Source organism: Streptosporangium canum (genome assembly GCF_900113865.1).
Classification (GTDB): domain Bacteria; phylum Actinomycetota; class Actinomycetes; order Streptosporangiales; family Streptosporangiaceae; genus Streptosporangium; species Streptosporangium canum.
Window position 1 is genome coordinate 70,377 of the sequence record NZ_FOQY01000029.1, and the last position, 15,202, is coordinate 85,578.

The 15,202-nt window shown below is 72.7% G+C and carries 13 protein-coding genes; 5 read left to right on the plus strand and 8 right to left on the minus strand.

Annotation, left to right across the window (positions count from 1 at the left end; genetic code table 11):
• The first annotated feature begins 99 nt into the window (after nucleotides 1-99).
• The 4 genes from BM085_RS31920 to BM085_RS31935 all read left to right on the plus strand — a co-directional run bounded on the left by BM085_RS31920 (nucleotide 100) and on the right by BM085_RS31935 (nucleotide 5,505).
• A complete protein-coding gene (locus BM085_RS31920) occupies nucleotides 100-2,745 on the plus strand; it encodes a bifunctional acetate--CoA ligase family protein/GNAT family N-acetyltransferase (RefSeq protein WP_093890540.1) in 2,646 nt (881 codons plus the stop codon).
• A gap of 248 nt (nucleotides 2,746-2,993) precedes the next feature.
• The gene (locus BM085_RS31925; RefSeq protein ID WP_012893495.1) at nucleotides 2,994-3,584 is read left to right on the plus strand and encodes a DUF5998 family protein; all 591 of its coding nucleotides are present in this window, start codon (nucleotides 2,994-2,996) and stop codon (nucleotides 3,582-3,584) included.
• A complete protein-coding gene (locus BM085_RS31930; protein WP_093890541.1) occupies nucleotides 3,581-4,696 on the plus strand; it encodes an alkaline phosphatase family protein in 1,116 nt (371 codons plus the stop codon). The genes BM085_RS31925 and BM085_RS31930 overlap by 4 nt, the downstream gene beginning before the upstream one ends.
• Complete coding sequence (locus BM085_RS31935; RefSeq protein ID WP_093890542.1) at nucleotides 4,693-5,505, plus strand: sulfurtransferase; 813 nt, start codon at nucleotides 4,693-4,695, stop codon at nucleotides 5,503-5,505. Before BM085_RS31930 ends, BM085_RS31935 begins: the two co-directional genes overlap by 4 nt.
• Here BM085_RS31935 and BM085_RS31940 read toward each other — a convergent pair.
• The 4 genes from BM085_RS31940 to BM085_RS31955 form a co-directional block, all read right to left on the minus strand.
• A complete protein-coding gene (locus BM085_RS31940) occupies nucleotides 5,445-7,868 on the minus strand; it encodes a CHAT domain-containing protein (protein WP_093890543.1) in 2,424 nt (807 codons plus the stop codon). The two genes, BM085_RS31935 and BM085_RS31940, sit on opposite strands and share 61 nt — an antisense overlap.
• A complete protein-coding gene (locus BM085_RS31945) occupies nucleotides 7,869-8,333 on the minus strand; it encodes a hypothetical protein (RefSeq protein ID WP_093890544.1) in 465 nt (154 codons plus the stop codon).
• Entirely contained in the window at nucleotides 8,330-8,902 is a 573-nt protein-coding gene (locus BM085_RS31950; RefSeq protein ID WP_093890581.1) for an RNA polymerase sigma factor, read from the minus strand. The genes BM085_RS31945 and BM085_RS31950 overlap by 4 nt, the downstream gene beginning before the upstream one ends.
• A gap of 61 nt (nucleotides 8,903-8,963) precedes the next feature.
• Nucleotides 8,964-10,016, minus strand: coding sequence for a S8 family peptidase (locus BM085_RS31955; RefSeq protein ID WP_093890545.1), 1,053 nt, complete (start codon nucleotides 10,014-10,016; stop codon nucleotides 8,964-8,966).
• A gap of 205 nt (nucleotides 10,017-10,221) precedes the next feature.
• On the opposite strand from BM085_RS31955, the gene BM085_RS31960 reads away from it, so the two are divergent.
• Complete coding sequence (locus tag BM085_RS31960; protein ID WP_086568828.1) at nucleotides 10,222-10,716, plus strand: DUF3145 domain-containing protein; 495 nt, start codon at nucleotides 10,222-10,224, stop codon at nucleotides 10,714-10,716.
• A gap of 454 nt (nucleotides 10,717-11,170) precedes the next feature.
• Here BM085_RS31960 and BM085_RS31965 read toward each other — a convergent pair whose 3' ends face one another.
• From BM085_RS31965 to BM085_RS31980, 4 genes are all read right to left on the minus strand, one after another.
• Nucleotides 11,171-12,592: a carboxyl transferase domain-containing protein gene (locus tag BM085_RS31965; protein ID WP_093890546.1), complete on the minus strand. Its 1,422-nt coding sequence runs from the start codon at nucleotides 12,590-12,592 to the stop codon at nucleotides 11,171-11,173.
• A gap of 13 nt (nucleotides 12,593-12,605) precedes the next feature.
• Nucleotides 12,606-13,838: a beta-ketoacyl-ACP synthase II gene (gene fabF / locus BM085_RS31970; RefSeq protein ID WP_093890547.1), complete on the minus strand. Its 1,233-nt coding sequence runs from the start codon at nucleotides 13,836-13,838 to the stop codon at nucleotides 12,606-12,608.
• Between the two features lie 52 nt (nucleotides 13,839-13,890).
• The gene (locus BM085_RS31975) at nucleotides 13,891-14,130 is read right to left on the minus strand and encodes an acyl carrier protein (RefSeq protein WP_012893485.1); all 240 of its coding nucleotides are present in this window, start codon (nucleotides 14,128-14,130) and stop codon (nucleotides 13,891-13,893) included.
• A gap of 91 nt (nucleotides 14,131-14,221) precedes the next feature.
• Nucleotides 14,222-15,178, minus strand: coding sequence for a beta-ketoacyl-ACP synthase III (locus BM085_RS31980; RefSeq protein WP_031170092.1), 957 nt, complete (start codon nucleotides 15,176-15,178; stop codon nucleotides 14,222-14,224).
• Between the last annotated feature and the right edge of the window lie 24 nt (nucleotides 15,179-15,202).

A 15,202-nucleotide genomic window follows, 5' to 3' on the forward strand; every position in this document is an offset into this window, starting at 1 on the left:
AAACTTAACAGCTTCCGGCCAGCGTATGGGGTCCGGACCGGACACCGGGCCATAGTCGATGCACAAGCGTTGCGTGAAGTCGCCCTGCTGGTCCGATATATGGGATTCGCGTTTACTCTCGGGACTGTGGAGGTTTCTCACTATCCCGCTCACTGGGAGGCTGACGTCGTCCTGTCGGACGGCGGCACCGCTCACGTACGCCCGATCCGGCCCGCCGACGCCGACCGGTTGCGCTCCTTCTACTCCAGATTGTCGGAGGAGTCGATCTACTTTCGCTTCTTCGGCCCCCGGCCCCGGCTGTCGGACCGTGAGATCACCCGGTTCACCAACGTCGACTACGTGGACCGCGTCGCGTTGATCGCGACGATCGGCACGGAGATGGTGGCGGTGATCCGCTATGACCGGATCGATCCGGGAGAGGCCGAGGTGGCCTTCCTCGTCGAGGACGCCCACCAGGGGCGCGGGGTCGCCTCAGTGCTGCTGGAGCACCTGGCCGCGACCGCCAGGGAACAGGGGATCGCCCGGTTCGTCGCCGACGTGCTGCCCGCCAACCAGAAGATGATGGCGGTGCTCAAGCAGGTGGGCTACACCGCGCAGAGCCGCTTCGCCGACGGCGTGGTCCGGATGACCCTCGACCTCACCCCCACCGAGACCGCCCAGGAGGTGACCGCCTCACGCGAGCACCGCGCCGAGTCCCGCTCGATCGAGCGGCTGCTCTCCCCGGGGTCGGTGGCGGTCGTCGGCGCGGGCCGCGAGCCGGGCGGTGTCGGCCAGACCGTCCTGCGCAACCTGCTCGGCGCGGACTTCACCGGCCCGGTCTATCCCGTGCACCGCGAGGCGCGGGCCGTCGCCGGAGTGCGGGCCTACCCGAACGTGACGGCCATCGACGGCGAGGTGGACCTCGCCGTGCTGGCCGTACCCGCCGACGGGGTGATCGAGGTGGTGAAGGAGTGCGCGGAGAAGGGCGTGCGCGGGTTGATCGTGGTCTCCTCCGGATTCGGCGAGACCGGCGCGGAGGGGCGGGCCAGGCAGGACGAACTGGTCCGCATCGCCCGCGCGTACGGCCTGCGCGTCGTCGGCCCCAACTGCCTCGGCGTGGCCAACACCGACCCGGCGGTCCGGCTGAACGCCACGCTCGCCGAGACCATCCCCGGCCGGGGCCGGGTCGGCTTCTTCAGCCAGTCCGGCGCCCTGGGCACCGCCCTGCTGCAGCGGGTGGCCCAGCGGGGCATGGGCATCTCCTCGTTCGTGTCGGCGGGCAACCGCGCCGACGTCTCGGGCAACGACCTGCTCCAGTACTGGGAGGAGGACCCGCAGACCGATGTGATCCTGCTCTACCTGGAGTCGCTGGGAAACCCCCGCAAGTTCGCCCGCCTGGCCCGGCGGATCTCCCGGCGCAAGCCGATCGTGGTGGTCAAGAGCGGCGGCACCACCCAGGGCGTGCCCACCGGCCACGCCGCGCCCGTGCTCGGCCTGCCCGACACCGCGCTGAGCTCGCTGTTCGAGCAGGCCGGCGTGATCCGGGTCGACGACCTGATCCAGCAGTTCGACGTGGCGCAGCTCCTGGCCTACCAGCCGCTGCCGGCGGGCCCCCGGGTCGGTCTGGTGAGCAACTCCGACGCGCTGGCGCTGCTCGCCGCCGACGCCTGCGTGCGGGTCGGGCTCGAACCCGGCACGCCGGTCAACCTCGGCGCGCGGGCGGGAGCCGCCGCGTTCGGCGAGGCCCTGACCAGGCTGATCCCGGACGTGGACGCGGTGGTCGCGATCTACATGCCGCCGATCCCCGGCAGGGCCGACGAGGTCGCCGCCGAACTGCTGCGGGTCTCCCGCGACTGCGGCAAGCCGGTGCTGGCCACCTTCGAAGGCAAGATCGGCATGCTGCCGGAGCTGCGGGTCGGCACCGTCCCCGAGCGTGGTTCGATCCCCTCCTACGCGGCGCCCGAGGAGGCGGTCCGCGCGCTGGCCCATGTCGTACGGCACGCGCACTGGCTCAAGCAGCCCGCCGGCCTGCACGAGGAGATCGAGGGCGTCGACACCGCCGCGGCACGGCGGATCGTGCTGTCCGGGCTGGGGGAGGCCCCGGCCGAGATCGAGGCCTCGGAGCTGCTCGCCTGCTACGGGCTCACCGTGTGGCCCGCGGAGGTGGTGGCCTCGCCGGAGGGGGCCGTCGAGGCGGCCGAGCGACTCGGATGGCCGGTGGTGCTGAAGGCCGCCGACCCCGAGGCGGCCAAGCGCGCGGGCACGGTGCGCCTGGGGCTGTCCGGCCCCGACGGGGTGCGCGAGGCATTCGCCGGCCTGCGGGAACAGCTCGGCTCCGCCGCCGTGCTCGCGGTGCAGCGGATGGTCCCGCAGCCCGCCGTCCCGACCGTGGTCAGCGTCATCGAGGACTCCGCGTTCGGCGCGGTCGTCTCCTTCGGGCTCGGCGAGGTCACCGCGCGGCTGCTGCGCGACGAGGTCTACCGGCTCGCCCCGCTGACGCGCGAGGACGCGGCGGCCCTGGTCAGGTCGCCGCGCGCGGCGCCCCTGCTCTTCGGCGAGTACGGCTACCCGCCGGTCGCGGTCGAGGCGCTGGAGGACCTGCTGATCCGTGTCGGACGGCTGGCGGACGACCTTCCCGAGGTGGCCAGGCTCGACCTCGACCCCGTGCTGGTGGGGGAGTCGGAGGTGATCGTGCTGGGGGCGCGTGCCGTGCTGAGCAGCCCGGTGGGGCCGCGGCTCGACGGAGGGCCGCGCCGCCTCGGCTAGGTGTAGCGCCCCGAGAGTTCAGGCCCGCTCCGGCCGGACACGCCCGATCATGCGGAGCGGGCCGTTCAACTGATTCACCGGGAAAGACGGACGGCCAGCCCGAGAATGTCAATTAATCATAAAAAATTGCATTAAATGCTTGTGCCGCGTAAAGGGGGCGTGGTCGGTCACGGTCACGATTTGCGCCGATGGCCGAACGGCATGCGCACAGGGTGAAAGCGCTGCCCCGGACAGGGCAGGATGGACCCATGAGGGAAACCCGACTCTCGGCCGCAGGCCTGCGTGACGCCATCGACCGCAGTGGCTACTATCCTGACCTGGTCGCCGACGCGGTCGACTCCGCCTTGGGCAAGGAACAGGTGGGCGCCTACGTGGTCCACCACGAGGCCACCTTCGACCCGGCCATGGAGGTGCGCAGACACGTCACCGTCCTGGTGCTCTCCCCCACCCGCCTGCTCGTCTGCCACACCGACGAGCACCCGCCGGTGGAAGGGGTGTCGGCCTCTCACGCCTCCACGACCACCGAGGCGGTGCGGCTCAGCCGGATCCAGTCGGTCGCCGTCACCCGGGTCGTCCCCGACCCTGCCTCCTACGTGCCGGGCGTGCCGCCCACGGAGGTCACGCTCACCATCGGCTGGGGAGCCATCTCCCACGTCGACCTGGAGCCGGCCACCTGCGGCGACGAGAACTGCGAGGCCGACCACGGCTACACCGGAGCCATCACGGCCGACGACCTCTCCCTGCGGGTGAGCGAGGCGGCGGACGGACCCGAGGCCGTCACCCATGTGCTGGCCTTCGCCAAGGCACTGTCGGAGGCGACCGCCCGCGCCGCCTCATGAACCCCCTGGTCCCCGCCTACGGCGTGGCCTCGCTCGCCGACCTCTCCTCCTCCCTTCTGACCGTGCTCGGGATGGAGGGGGACAACCCGCTGGAGCTCGCGCCGGCCGAGCGCGTCCTGCTGTTCCTCGTCGACGGGCTGGGAGCCGAGCTGCTCCGAGCCCACCCGGAGACCGCCCCCTTCCTGTCGGCCCAGCTCGGCAGGGTGCTCACCGCGGGCTTCCCCGCCACCACGGCGACCAGCCTCGGCACGCTGGGCACCGGCCTGCCGCCGGGCGAGCACGGCATGCTGGGCTACCGGATCGCCGTGCCCGGCGCCGGCTACCTGCTCAACTGCCTGCGCTGGACCGCCTCGGGCCCGCTTATCCCTCCCGACGAGTGGCAGCCCACCCCGACCGTCTACGAACGCGCCGTGGCGGCCGGGATCCCCATCAGCTACGTCGCCCCGTCGGCGTTCGAGCCCACCGCGTTCAACCGAGCCGTCTACCGGGGCGTGCACTTCATCGGCGCCGACGGGATCGACGACCGGATCGAGGGCGTCCGCCGGGCGCTGGCCGAGCCCCGCTCACACGTGACGGTCTACTACGGCGACCTCGACAGCATGGGCCACCTGACCGGCTGGGGCACCCCGCAGTGGCTGGACCAGCTCGCCCTGGTCGACCGGATGGCCGAGCGGTTGGCGGGCACGCTCCCGCCCGGCTCGGCGATGTACGTCACCGCCGACCACGGCATGATCAACATCACCGAGCGGATCGACGTGGACGTCCTCCCCGAGATGCGCGAGGGCGTCGCCCTGCTCGGCGGCGACACCCGCGCCCGGCACGTCTACACCGACCCGGGCGCGGCGGCGTCCGTGCTCGACGCCTGGCGTGACATCCTGGCCGGCAGGGCATGGGTGGCCTCCCGCGAGGAGGCGGTCGAGTCGGGCTGGTTCGGGCCGCGTGTGCGTCCCGAATGGCTGCCCCGGATCGGCGACGTCCTCGCCGTGCCCTACACCGACTGCGCTATCGTCGCCTCGATCGCCGAGCCGTTCGAATCGTCGTTCACCGGCTGTCACGGCTCCCTCACACCCGCTGAGCAGCATGTTCCCCTAGTGGAGGTAAGCACCCGATGAGCCTGCTGATCACCCCTTCCGAACTGGCCGATCTGGCCGGTGCGACCGTCCTGGACGTGCGCTGGAAGCTCGGCGGGCCGCCCGGTGCCGACTCCTACCGCGAGGGGCACGTCCCCGGCGCCGTCTTCTGCGACCTCAACGCCGACCTCGCCGCGCCGGCCGGACCGGGAGGCCGCCACCCGCTGCCTTCCGCGGACCTGTTCCAGGACGCCATGCGCCGCCTGGGCGTGTCCGGCTCCCGGACCGTCGTCGTCTACGACGGGGCCGACTCCACCGCCGCCGCCCGCGCCTGGTGGACGCTGCGCTACTTCGGCCACCCGGATGTCCGCGTCCTCGACGGCGGGTTCCACGCGTGGGCCGCCGAAGGCCTGCCCGTCGCCACGGGGGAGGAGACCGCCTCGCCCGGCGACTTCGTCGCGCGTCCGGGCGGGATGCCGGTGCTCGACGCCGCGCAGGCCCTGGAGCTCGCCGCCGACGGGGTCCTCCTGGACGCCCGCGCCGCCGAGCGATACCGGGGCGAGGTCGAGCCGATCGATCCCGTCGCCGGGCACGTTCCCGGCGCGGTCAGCGCTCCCACCGGCGACAACGTCGATCCGGCGGGCCGCTTCCACCTGCCCGACTTCCTCCGCGAGCGGTTCAACACCCTCGGCGCCGTCCCCGGTGTGCGGGTCGGCGCCTACTGCGGCTCCGGCGTGACGGCGGCCCACGAGGTGCTGGCCCTGGAACTGGCGGGCATCCCCGCCGCCCTCTACGTCGGATCCTGGTCCAACTGGGTGGCCGACCCCTCGCGGCCGGTCGCCACCGGCTGAGCGCCGTAGCCGAAACAGACGAACCCGGCCACCCCGGTCTTCCCTCCCGCCGCGGTCAACGCCTGGGCGGGCGGGTGGCCGGCCGCCAGCAGCTCGTGGAAGACCGTCATCAGCGTCAGCGTCTCCTCGTCACGGACCGGGACCAGGCTGGCCACCACGCACTGCGACCCCAGCGACAGGAAGGTGCCCGCCAGTCCCAGCGGCGCCCCGTCGGCCGGAGCGTGCGCCATGCCCGCCTCACACGCCGACAGCACCACCAGCCGCGGTGGCGTGCGGAGCCGTAGCAGGTCGTAGGCCATCAGGGGGCCGTCGTCGAGGGCGATGCTGGACAGCAGCGGGCTGCGTGAGGAGAACATCCCGTGCGCGGCCAGGTGCGCCACCTCGGCCCGCTCCAGCGCCGCCATCACCTCCGCCCGCAGCGCGGTGACCCGCTCCGTCCCCGGATGGCAGCCGCCGACCATGTCCGCCTCGGCCTCCGCGCACCGCAGCCCGGGACCGGCCACCGCCACGATCCCCCCACCCCGTACGGCCCGCATCCGGTGCCCGGCCAGCCAGGCGGCGGCACCGGATGCCACGGTCACCGGCCGACCGGCGTTCATCGGCAGGACCGGCCAGGGCAGGGTGTGCAGCGTCCCGGTCGGCACGATCACCAGTGGCCGGTCGCCCAGCCTGCCGCGTAGCGGGCCGAAGAGCAGCCGCTCCAGCAACGCCGCCTCCCCGGCCAGCCCGGGTGCCTCCCCGTCGAGCAGATGGGTCCGGCGCAGGCCGTAGCGGATCCTGACCGTGGCCTCGGCGACCGCGGCGAAGGGGCCCAGCCGGCGCAGCATGACGCGGTCCGGGGTGACCACCACGGCGACCAGCTCACCGGCGTGACGGACGAACTCCACCAGTGCCGCCTCCCCGAGCGCGGCGCGCAGCTCCTCCACGTCGGGCGCGACGGGCTGACCGGTGCCTCCGACGACCGCCCGCCACCGTTCCGCCCAGGCCAGGAGCGTACGGCCCCGCCCGGTCCGCAGGGCCAGGGCCAGACCGAACCCCGCCAGCGACTCGCCGGCCCTGACGGCGTGGGCACGCACCATCGGGTCACTGAACGCCATCGCCTCGGCGCCCACCTCCACCAGCCCGGCCCGGACCACCGCGAAGGCCCCCCGCCGGTCTCCCGCCAGCGCCCGCCGCACCGCCGCCGCCTGGCGGGACACCACGCCGGGACCGGACGAGGCGAGGCGGGCGAGCTGCTCGTCGGCGGTGGGGCGGTCGCCGAGCCGGAGCGCGACCTCGGCACCGGTGAACCTGAGCGCCCGGGAGGCCTGCGGGTGGCCCGCGGCGTCGAGGGCGCCGGCGCACGAGAGCATCTCGGCGAGCAGCTCCGCGGTGGGCGGGCCGAGCATGAGCCGGGCACGCAGGAGGATCTCCGCGGCGAGCGGCGCCAGGACCGTCCGGCCCTGCGCGGCCAGATCGGCCGCGGCCCGCTCCGCGCTCTGCCGGGCACGGTGCGGGTCGCCGGTGCGCAGCTCGGCCCGGGCGAGCAGGAGGCGGGCCTCGGCCAGGGCCACGTTCGCGCCCGCCGCGGTCAGCTCCGGCACTGCCAGGTCGAGCAGGGCCCGCGCCTCACCGGGCAGGTGAGCGGCGATCAGCGCCTCGGCCAGGTCGCAGCGCATCGTCGCCAGCCGTTCCGGATAGCCGGACAGGCTGCTCTCCGCGCGGTGGTAGGCGGTGAACGCGGCGGACAGGTCTCCCCGCCGCGCCGCCAGGAACGGCAGGTTGCCCTCGGCGAGGGTGAGCACGTGATCGAGACCCGCTTCCCGCGCGAGTTTCGCGCACCGGGTCAGGTCGGTCTCCGCCGCCTCGAACTCGCCGAGGAACACCCGGGCCAGCCCTCGGTTCAGCACCGCCCCGGCCAGGAACCTGACGTCGTCGCCGAGGAAGCCCACCGCGCGGTCGCAGTGGCCGACGGCTTCGGCGTAGCGGCCGAGGCGGGTCAGCGCCACCGCCCGGTGGACGCCGAGCCTGGCCACCTCGACCGGGGTGAGGTGGGGTTCGGCGGAGTCGGCGATGGTCAGGGCCTGTCGTGGGTGGCCCAGCTCGGTGCGGACGTGGACCAGCGACAGGCGTGCCTGGGCGGCCCGGTGCGGAAGGCCGGCGGAGAGCGCGACGCTCACGGCCCGATCCAGGTGCTCCTCGGCCAGTGGCAGGTCACCCAGCTCGCGTGCGGCCACCGCCAGCGCCCGGTGGGCGACCGCCACGGCCTCGCAGTGAGGATCGGAGGCGAGCACGCTGTGCGCCAGTGCGCGGGCCCGTGCCGGGGCCGTGCCCGAGAGGTCCACCGCGTGCTCGGCGGCGGCGAGCGCGTCGTCGGGGATCACCTACGGGCGGATCCGGGTCCAGCTGGTGACGACCGGAGAGCGCTCCGGCCGGTGGCACACCACGCTGAACCAGCCCGGCGGCAGACCCGTGACGGCGAACTGGCCCGTCGCGGAGAGCTCGCGTGACTCGGTGAGATGCAGGGTGCGCACCTCCACCCGGGTGCCCGCCTCCGGGCACGGGGACACCTGCCCGGCCAGGTCCACCAAACCGTCCATCGAGGTGACCTCCAGATCCACGGTGAGCTCGGCGGCGGTGAACCGGAGCAGCCGCGCCTCGTCGGCCGACCGGACGCCCCGCGGAGCGGGCGTGACCACCGGCCGGGCCGTGGCGGCGCCGGGCAGCCGCAGGCCGAAGACCGCCCTGGCGGCGGCGGAGACGTGGGCGGGCACGGGATCCTGGCCGGCGGTCAGACGGAGCGCGGCGATGAGGGACTCGTCGTCGATCGCCGGGGGATGTCGGGTCATGGCGTCGCCTCCTGGGCGGTGAGCACGGTGCGTAGTCGGTTCAGGCAACGTCCCCGGGTGGGGCCGTAACTGCCGCTGGGCATGCCCAGTCGACCGGCGAGCTGGTGGACGCCCGCGTCGGGTGCGGTGGCCATCAGCCGGAACAGTGACCGGCAGGGTTCGTGCATCTCCTCGACGGCCAGCCACAGCCGGCGGCCCTCGTCGGCGGTCAGCACCGCCACCGCCGGGTCGGGGTGGACCTGCCCGGCCAGCGCCGGGTCGGCATGGGAGTGCTCGGTGCCGGCGGGATCGGCGATCAGCCGTTCACCCCGGTTCCGCCTGCTCAGAAGGGAGGCCTCGCGCTTGGCCGTGGTGAACAGCCAGGGACCGATCCGATCCGGGTCACGGATGGTGTGCAGGCTCTCGACCAGTCGCAGCCATGCCCCCTGCACCGCGTCCGCCGCGTCCGCCGCGCTCAGGTCGTAGGCGCGCACGGCCGACCAGAGCGGCCCCGAGAACCGGTTGACCAGCACGTCCCACGCCGCCTGGTCGCCTGCCAGGACGGCATCGATCGCGTGCTGCTCACTCACCGGCGCCTCCGAGGCCACGTCGAACACTCTGAGTGTTCGCGCGAAGACTTTGGGTGAGACTTTACCTCGGCATGGGCACCGCAACACCCAGATCCGGGATTTGCCGGGTCCTCAGTGGGTCGAGGACGTGCGCCGCGGCCTCCCGCGGGGTCCTGCCCCGGGCCGCCGCCGCGATCACCCCGCTGACCACGGCCGAGGCGAAGGAGGTCCCGCTCCAGTGCGCGTAACCCCGGAAGGCTCCGTGTTCGAGGAAGGAACTGGTCAGCCACTCGCCCCGGGCGCAGGCGTCCACCCACGGGCCGTACGCGGAGAAGGGGGCCCTGACCTCCTCGGCCGTGTCCAGCGCGCCGACGGCGATCACCTCGGGCAGCGCCGCGGGCCAGAACGGGCGGTCCGAGGCCGTGTTGCCCGCGCAGGCGACCACGGCGGTGGCGCTCAGCCCGGCCAGGGCGGTCTCCACCAGCGGCGAGGGGCGATCGTCGAAGGTGTGGCCGCCGAAGGAGAGGTTGAGGACCTGGGGCGGGTCGTCCCGCAGCCGGGTCAGGGCCCGCAGCAGCCCCGCCTCGTCCCCGGTGCCGTGGCTGTCCAGCACCCGCAGCGGGCGTACCCGCGCGCCGGGAGCCGAGCGCAGCACCAACCCGGCGACGAACGTGCCGTGCCCGGCCTGGGCGTCCAGTTCGCCGTCGCCGTCCGAGTCGGGCAGTTCGGCGGCCTCCCGCCGCTGCTCCAGGAACCAGGTCTGCGCCCGCCACCAGGGATGCGCGGTCAGGCCGGTGTCGGCCACGGCCACGGTCACCGCGTCCGCGGCCGCCTCGGGCGGGGGGAGGGGGTCGGCCGGAAAGGGGCGGGAGGCCGGGCCGCCGAAGAAGAGCGGCTGGCCCACCAGGACGTGGTTGGGGGAGGCGGGGTGGCCCTGGTCGCGCACCGCCGTCACCAGATCGCAGACGTCCACGCCGGGCGAGAGCCGGATGCGGAAGATCCCGTCGACCTCGGCCACGGCGGTGGTCCACCGGGAGACGGCGGCCATCCCCGAGGCGTCGGTCAGCAGCTGGCCAGGCCTGATCAGCGCGGGTGCTCCGGGCACGGGCTCCACCCGTATGATGTCGGCGTCCATCCGGCCCTCCGGGGTTGATCACCAGGTCGCTACGTCTTCTCTCCTCCGAGAATGCCCCGAGCCGGGCGCCCGCGGCACAACATCTCGGTATGACCCCCCTCTGGTGCGGCGTCACAACCGACGGTAGTCTCTCCTTCAGTCACTTGTGATCATCCTGGGACGAGGCCGTTGGGGAAGGCGCACCTCGTACGAAACGGGAGGTCCGGTGTCTGCTCGTGGCGTGCTTTACGTCCACTCAGCTCAGCCTGCGCTGTGCCCTCATATCGAATGGGCGGTCGCGGGTGTCCTTGGCGTACCCGTAGACCTGACCTGGACTCCGCAGCCTGCCGCGCCCGGCCACGTGCGCGCACAGGCCGAATGGGAGGCCCGTGTCGGGACCGCGGCTGCCATCACCTCGTCGTTGATGGGTTGGCAGCGTATCCGCTTCGAGATCACCGAGGACGCCTCACCGGGTGCCGACGGGTCCCGTCATGCCTACACCCCGTCCCTTGGCGCCTTCACGGCGGTGATCGGGGCCTCGGGTGACATCCTGGTGCCCGAGGACCGGCTGCGCTCCGCCATGTTGATGGCGCGCCAGGGCCGCGTGGTGCTGGAGGAGGAGCTGGACCGCCTGCTCGGAAAACAGTGGGACGCCGAGCTTGAGTCGTTCCGCTACGCGGGGGAGGGCGCCCCGGTCCGCTGGCTGCACGCCGCGGTCTGACCCGGGCGACCCTCTCCGGATACGAAGACCTTCGAGCACGGAAGGAGAGTGCGCCCGCGCCCCGGCTCTGTCGCCTCGGGCCTGCCCGCACCCATGCGGCGCCGTCCCGCCCCGGGTCTGGCTCTGGCGGCGCCTCGTCCGCGAGTTCGGATGCCCGACGGGTCACCCGATGGTCCGTCCTACTTTCGGAGGAACCCCCTCCCGAGGATTCACCCTTCCTCGGGGTTCCCGGCTCTCGGGTCTTTCACCCTTTTTGAGGGCCTGAGTTTTGAGGGCCCGGGTACGCGTTCCGGGCGCCTCGGAACGGCTCCGGTACGGCTCTCCCGCCCTCTGTGGCAGACGGACCCGTGCTCCGGGGGTCACGCCCGTGCCGCGTCCCGGGGCGACGGCCCGCGCCGGGGAAAGCACGACGCCCCCGCCGGCGGAGGGCCGGCGGGGGCGTCGCTGAAGCGGGTCAGAGCGGGATGTTCCCGTGGGCGCCACGGGCCGGGGTGGCCTGGGCCAGGATCTTGGCGATGGCGCCGCGGGTCTCCTCGGGCTTGATGACCTCGTCCACCACGCCGAGCTCGATGGCCCGGTCGAGGCCGCCGGCGAGGATCTCGTGCTCCTCGGCGAGCCTGGCCTCCAGGGCCGCGCGCTCCTCCTCCGGTGCCGCCGCGAGCTCGCGGCGCTTGAGGATGCGGACCGCGGCGACCGCTCCCATGACCGCGATCTGGGTGGTCGGCCAGCCGAAGACCCGGGTGGCGCCCAGCGAACGGGAGTTCATTGCGATGTAGGCGCCGCCGTACGCCTTGCGGGTCACCACCGTGATCCGCGGCACGGAGGCCTCGGCGAAGGCGTGCAGGAGCTTGGCGCCGCGGCGGACCACGCCGTCGTGCTCCTGACCGACACCGGGGAGGTAGCCGGGGACGTCCACCAGGACGACCAGCGGCACCCCGAAGGCATCGCACATCCGGACGAACCGGGCGGCCTTCTCGGCGGAGGCGGAGTCCAGGCAGCCGCCCAGGCGCATGGGGTTGTTGGCGATCACGCCGATGGTCCGGCCTCCGAGACGGCCCAGCGTGGTGACGACGTTGGGTGCCCACTTGGGGTGCAGCTCGACGCCCGGCTCATCGAGCAGGCCCTTGACCAGCGGCTTGACATCGTAGGCGCGGCGGACGTTCTCCGGCAGCAGGCCGGAGAAGTCGACCTCCTCGATGTCGCCGCGGACCCGGCCCTGGTGGCCCAGGAGCACCGCCAGGCGGCGGGCCTGGACGTAGGCCTCGGTCTCGTTCTTGGTGACGATGTGCACGACGCCGCTGCGCTTGCTGTGCGGCTCGGGGCCGCCGAGCGCGGCCATGTCGATCTGCTCACCGGTCACGCTGCGGACCACGTCGGGGCCGGTGACGAAGATGCGGCCCTCGTCGGCCAGGATCACGATGTCGGTCAGCGCCGGGCCGTACGCGGCGCCGCCGGCCGCGGGGCCGACCACCACCGACAGCTGCGGCACGACGCCGGAGGCCCGGGTCATCGCGGCGAAGACACGGCCGACCGCGTGCAGCGACTCGACGCCCTCGGCCAGGCGGGCGCCGCCCGAGTGCCAGACGCCGATGACCGGGACCCGCTCGCGGACCGCGACGTCGTAGGCGTGCACGATGTGCTCGCAGCCCTCGCTGCCCATCGCGCCGCCCTGGACACGGGCGTCGCTGACGAACACCACCACCGGCACGCCCTCCACGCGGCCCGTCGCGGCGAGCACGCCGCTGCGGTCCACGGGGGAGATCAGCTGGACCGAGCCCTCGTCGAGAAGGGCCGCGAGGCGCACCTGGGGATCGCGAGGATCGTCAACCTCCTTGTCGGAGGCGTCGGTCACCACCCTGTTGTCGAGCACGGTCATCACTGGCTCCCTGTCAGATGCTCGTGAAGGCGACGGCGACGTCGTGCCCGCCGAACCCGAAGGAGTTGTTGATCGCGGCGATCTGGCCGTCGGGCAGCTTGCGCGGCTCACCGCGCACGATGTCCACCTCGACGCCGTCGTCGAGGTTGTCCAGGTTGATGGTGCCGGGAGCGATCCGCTCGTGCAGCGCCAGGACGGTGAAGACGGACTCGATGCCGCCGGCGCCGCCGAGCAGGTGGCCGGTCATCGACTTGGTGCCGCTGACCAGCGGGTGGGCGCCGATGACCTCCTTGATCGCGAGGGTCTCCACCACGTCACCCGCGGGGGTGGAGGTGGAGTGCGCGTTCACGTGCTTGATGTCCTGGCCGGTGAGGCCGGAGTTCTCCAGGGCGCGGCGCATGGCCAGCATGACCCCGGCGCCGGTCGGTTCCGGCTGGGCGATGTGGTGGGCGTCGGCGGAGTAGCCGACACCCGCGGCCACCGCGTAGATCTTGGCGCCGCGCGCGAGGGCGTGCTCCTCGGACTCCAGCACGACGATGCCGGCGCCCTCGCCGAGGACGAAGCCGTCACGGTCCTTGTCCCACGGGCGGGAGGCCAGCTCGGGCGCGTCGTTACGGGTGGACATCGCGCGCATGGCGGCGAAGGAGCCGATGTTCAGAGGATGGATGGCCGCCTCGGTGCCGCCGGCCACGACCACGTCGGCACGTCCGGAACGGATCATCTCGATGGCGTAGCCGATCGATTCTGCGCCGGTGGCGCAGGCGCTCACGGTGGCGTGCACGCCGGCGCGGGCGCCGACCTCGATGCCGATCCAGCCCGCCGCGCCGTTCGGCATCAGCATCGGGACGGTGTACGGCGAGAGCCGCTGCCAGCCCTTCTCCTTGAAGGTGTCGTAGGCGGCGAGGATCGTGGTGATGCCGCCGATGCCGCTGCCCACGACCACGCCGAGCCGCTCAGGGTCGACCTTGTCGATCGCGGCGTGCGCCCAGGCCTCGCGGGCCGCGACCAGCGCGAACTGCTCGGCCCGGTCAAGCCGCCGTGCCTCCGGCCGGGGCAGCACCTCGGTCGGGTCCACGGCGGCCACGGCGGCGAACTTCACCGGGACCGAGTCGACCCAGTCCTCGGTGAGGTTGCGGACCCCGGACTGACCGGCGAGAAGCGCCGACCAGGTCGAGGCGACGTCTCCACCGAGGGGCGTCGTCGCGCCGAGCCCGGTGACGACGACACGTACCTGGTCTGTACTCACGTTCTGCGCTCCTTGTGAATCGCGGGTCAAATCCGGGAAATCTTCAGACGTCTCAGTTCTGGATGAAGTTGATGACGTCCTTGACGGTCTTCAGGTGCTTGAGCTGCTCGTCCGGGATCTCGACGCCGAACTCGTCCTGGGCGGCGACGGCGATCTCGACCATGGACAGCGAGTCGATGTCGAGGTCGTCCACGAAGTTCTTCTCCGGGCTGACCTCGGAGGCCGGGATGCCGGTGATCTCGTTGATGATCTTGCCGATACCAGCGAGGATCTCCTGCTCGGTCAGAGCCATGTCGCTTGTTCTCCTTGGATTGGGTTTCTTCTTGTTCTGCACGGCCGGAGCCGTACAAGCTTTGTTCCGCACGGCCGGAGCCGTACAGGTCTCAGGGGACCTCGATGACCTGACCGGCGTAGGTCAGGCCGGCGCCGAAGCCCAGCAGCAGGGCGAGGTCGCCCGACCGGACTTCGCCGCGCTCGATCATCCGGGACAGCGCCAGCGGGATCGAGGCCGCGGAGGTGTTGCCCGCCAGCACGATGTCCTTGGCGATGACGGCGTTGTCGGCGCCGAGCTTGCGTGCGATGGCCTCGATGATGCGCAGGTTGGCCTGGTGGGGCACGAAGGCCGCGAGGTCGGCGGGGTCCACCCCGGCGCGCTCGCAGATCTCCTTGGCCACCGGGTGGAGCGCGGTGGTGGCCCAGCGGAACACGGTCTGGCCTTCCTGGTGCAGGAAGGAGTCACGGTCCTTGATGATGATCGCGTCGGACTTGTCGCCGGCGCTGCCCCACACCACCGGGCCGATGCGGGGGGTGTCGGACGGGCCGACGACCGCGGCGCCCGCGCCGTCGGCGAAGATCACCGCGGTGGCCCGGTCGGTCCAGTCGATCCACTGGGAGAGCTTCTCGGTGCCGATGACCAGCACGTTGGTGGCCGAGCCCGCGCGGACCGCGTCGTTGGCGACGGCCAGCGCGTAACAGAAGCCGGAGCAGGCGGTGTTCACGTCGAAGGCGCCGGGGGCGTCGATGCCGAGCCGGGTGGCCACCCGGCCGGCCGCGTTGGGGATCTGCGTCTCCAGCGTGCAGGTGGCGACGATCACCAGGTCGATGTCGGTGACCGCCAGCCCGCTCGCGGCGAGGGCCTTGCCGCCCGCCTGAACGGCCAGGTCGATCTCGGACTCGCCCTCGGGGGCGATCCGGCGCTCCTTGATGCCGACGCGGCTCTGGATCCACTCGTCGTTGGTCTCCATGGTCGCCGACAGATCGTCGTTGGTGACCACCTTGGACGGCTGATAGTGGCCGAAGGCCAGGATCTTCGCGCCAGGAGCGCCATTCATGATCTTCATCCGTCGCTCACCACTCCTCGTTAG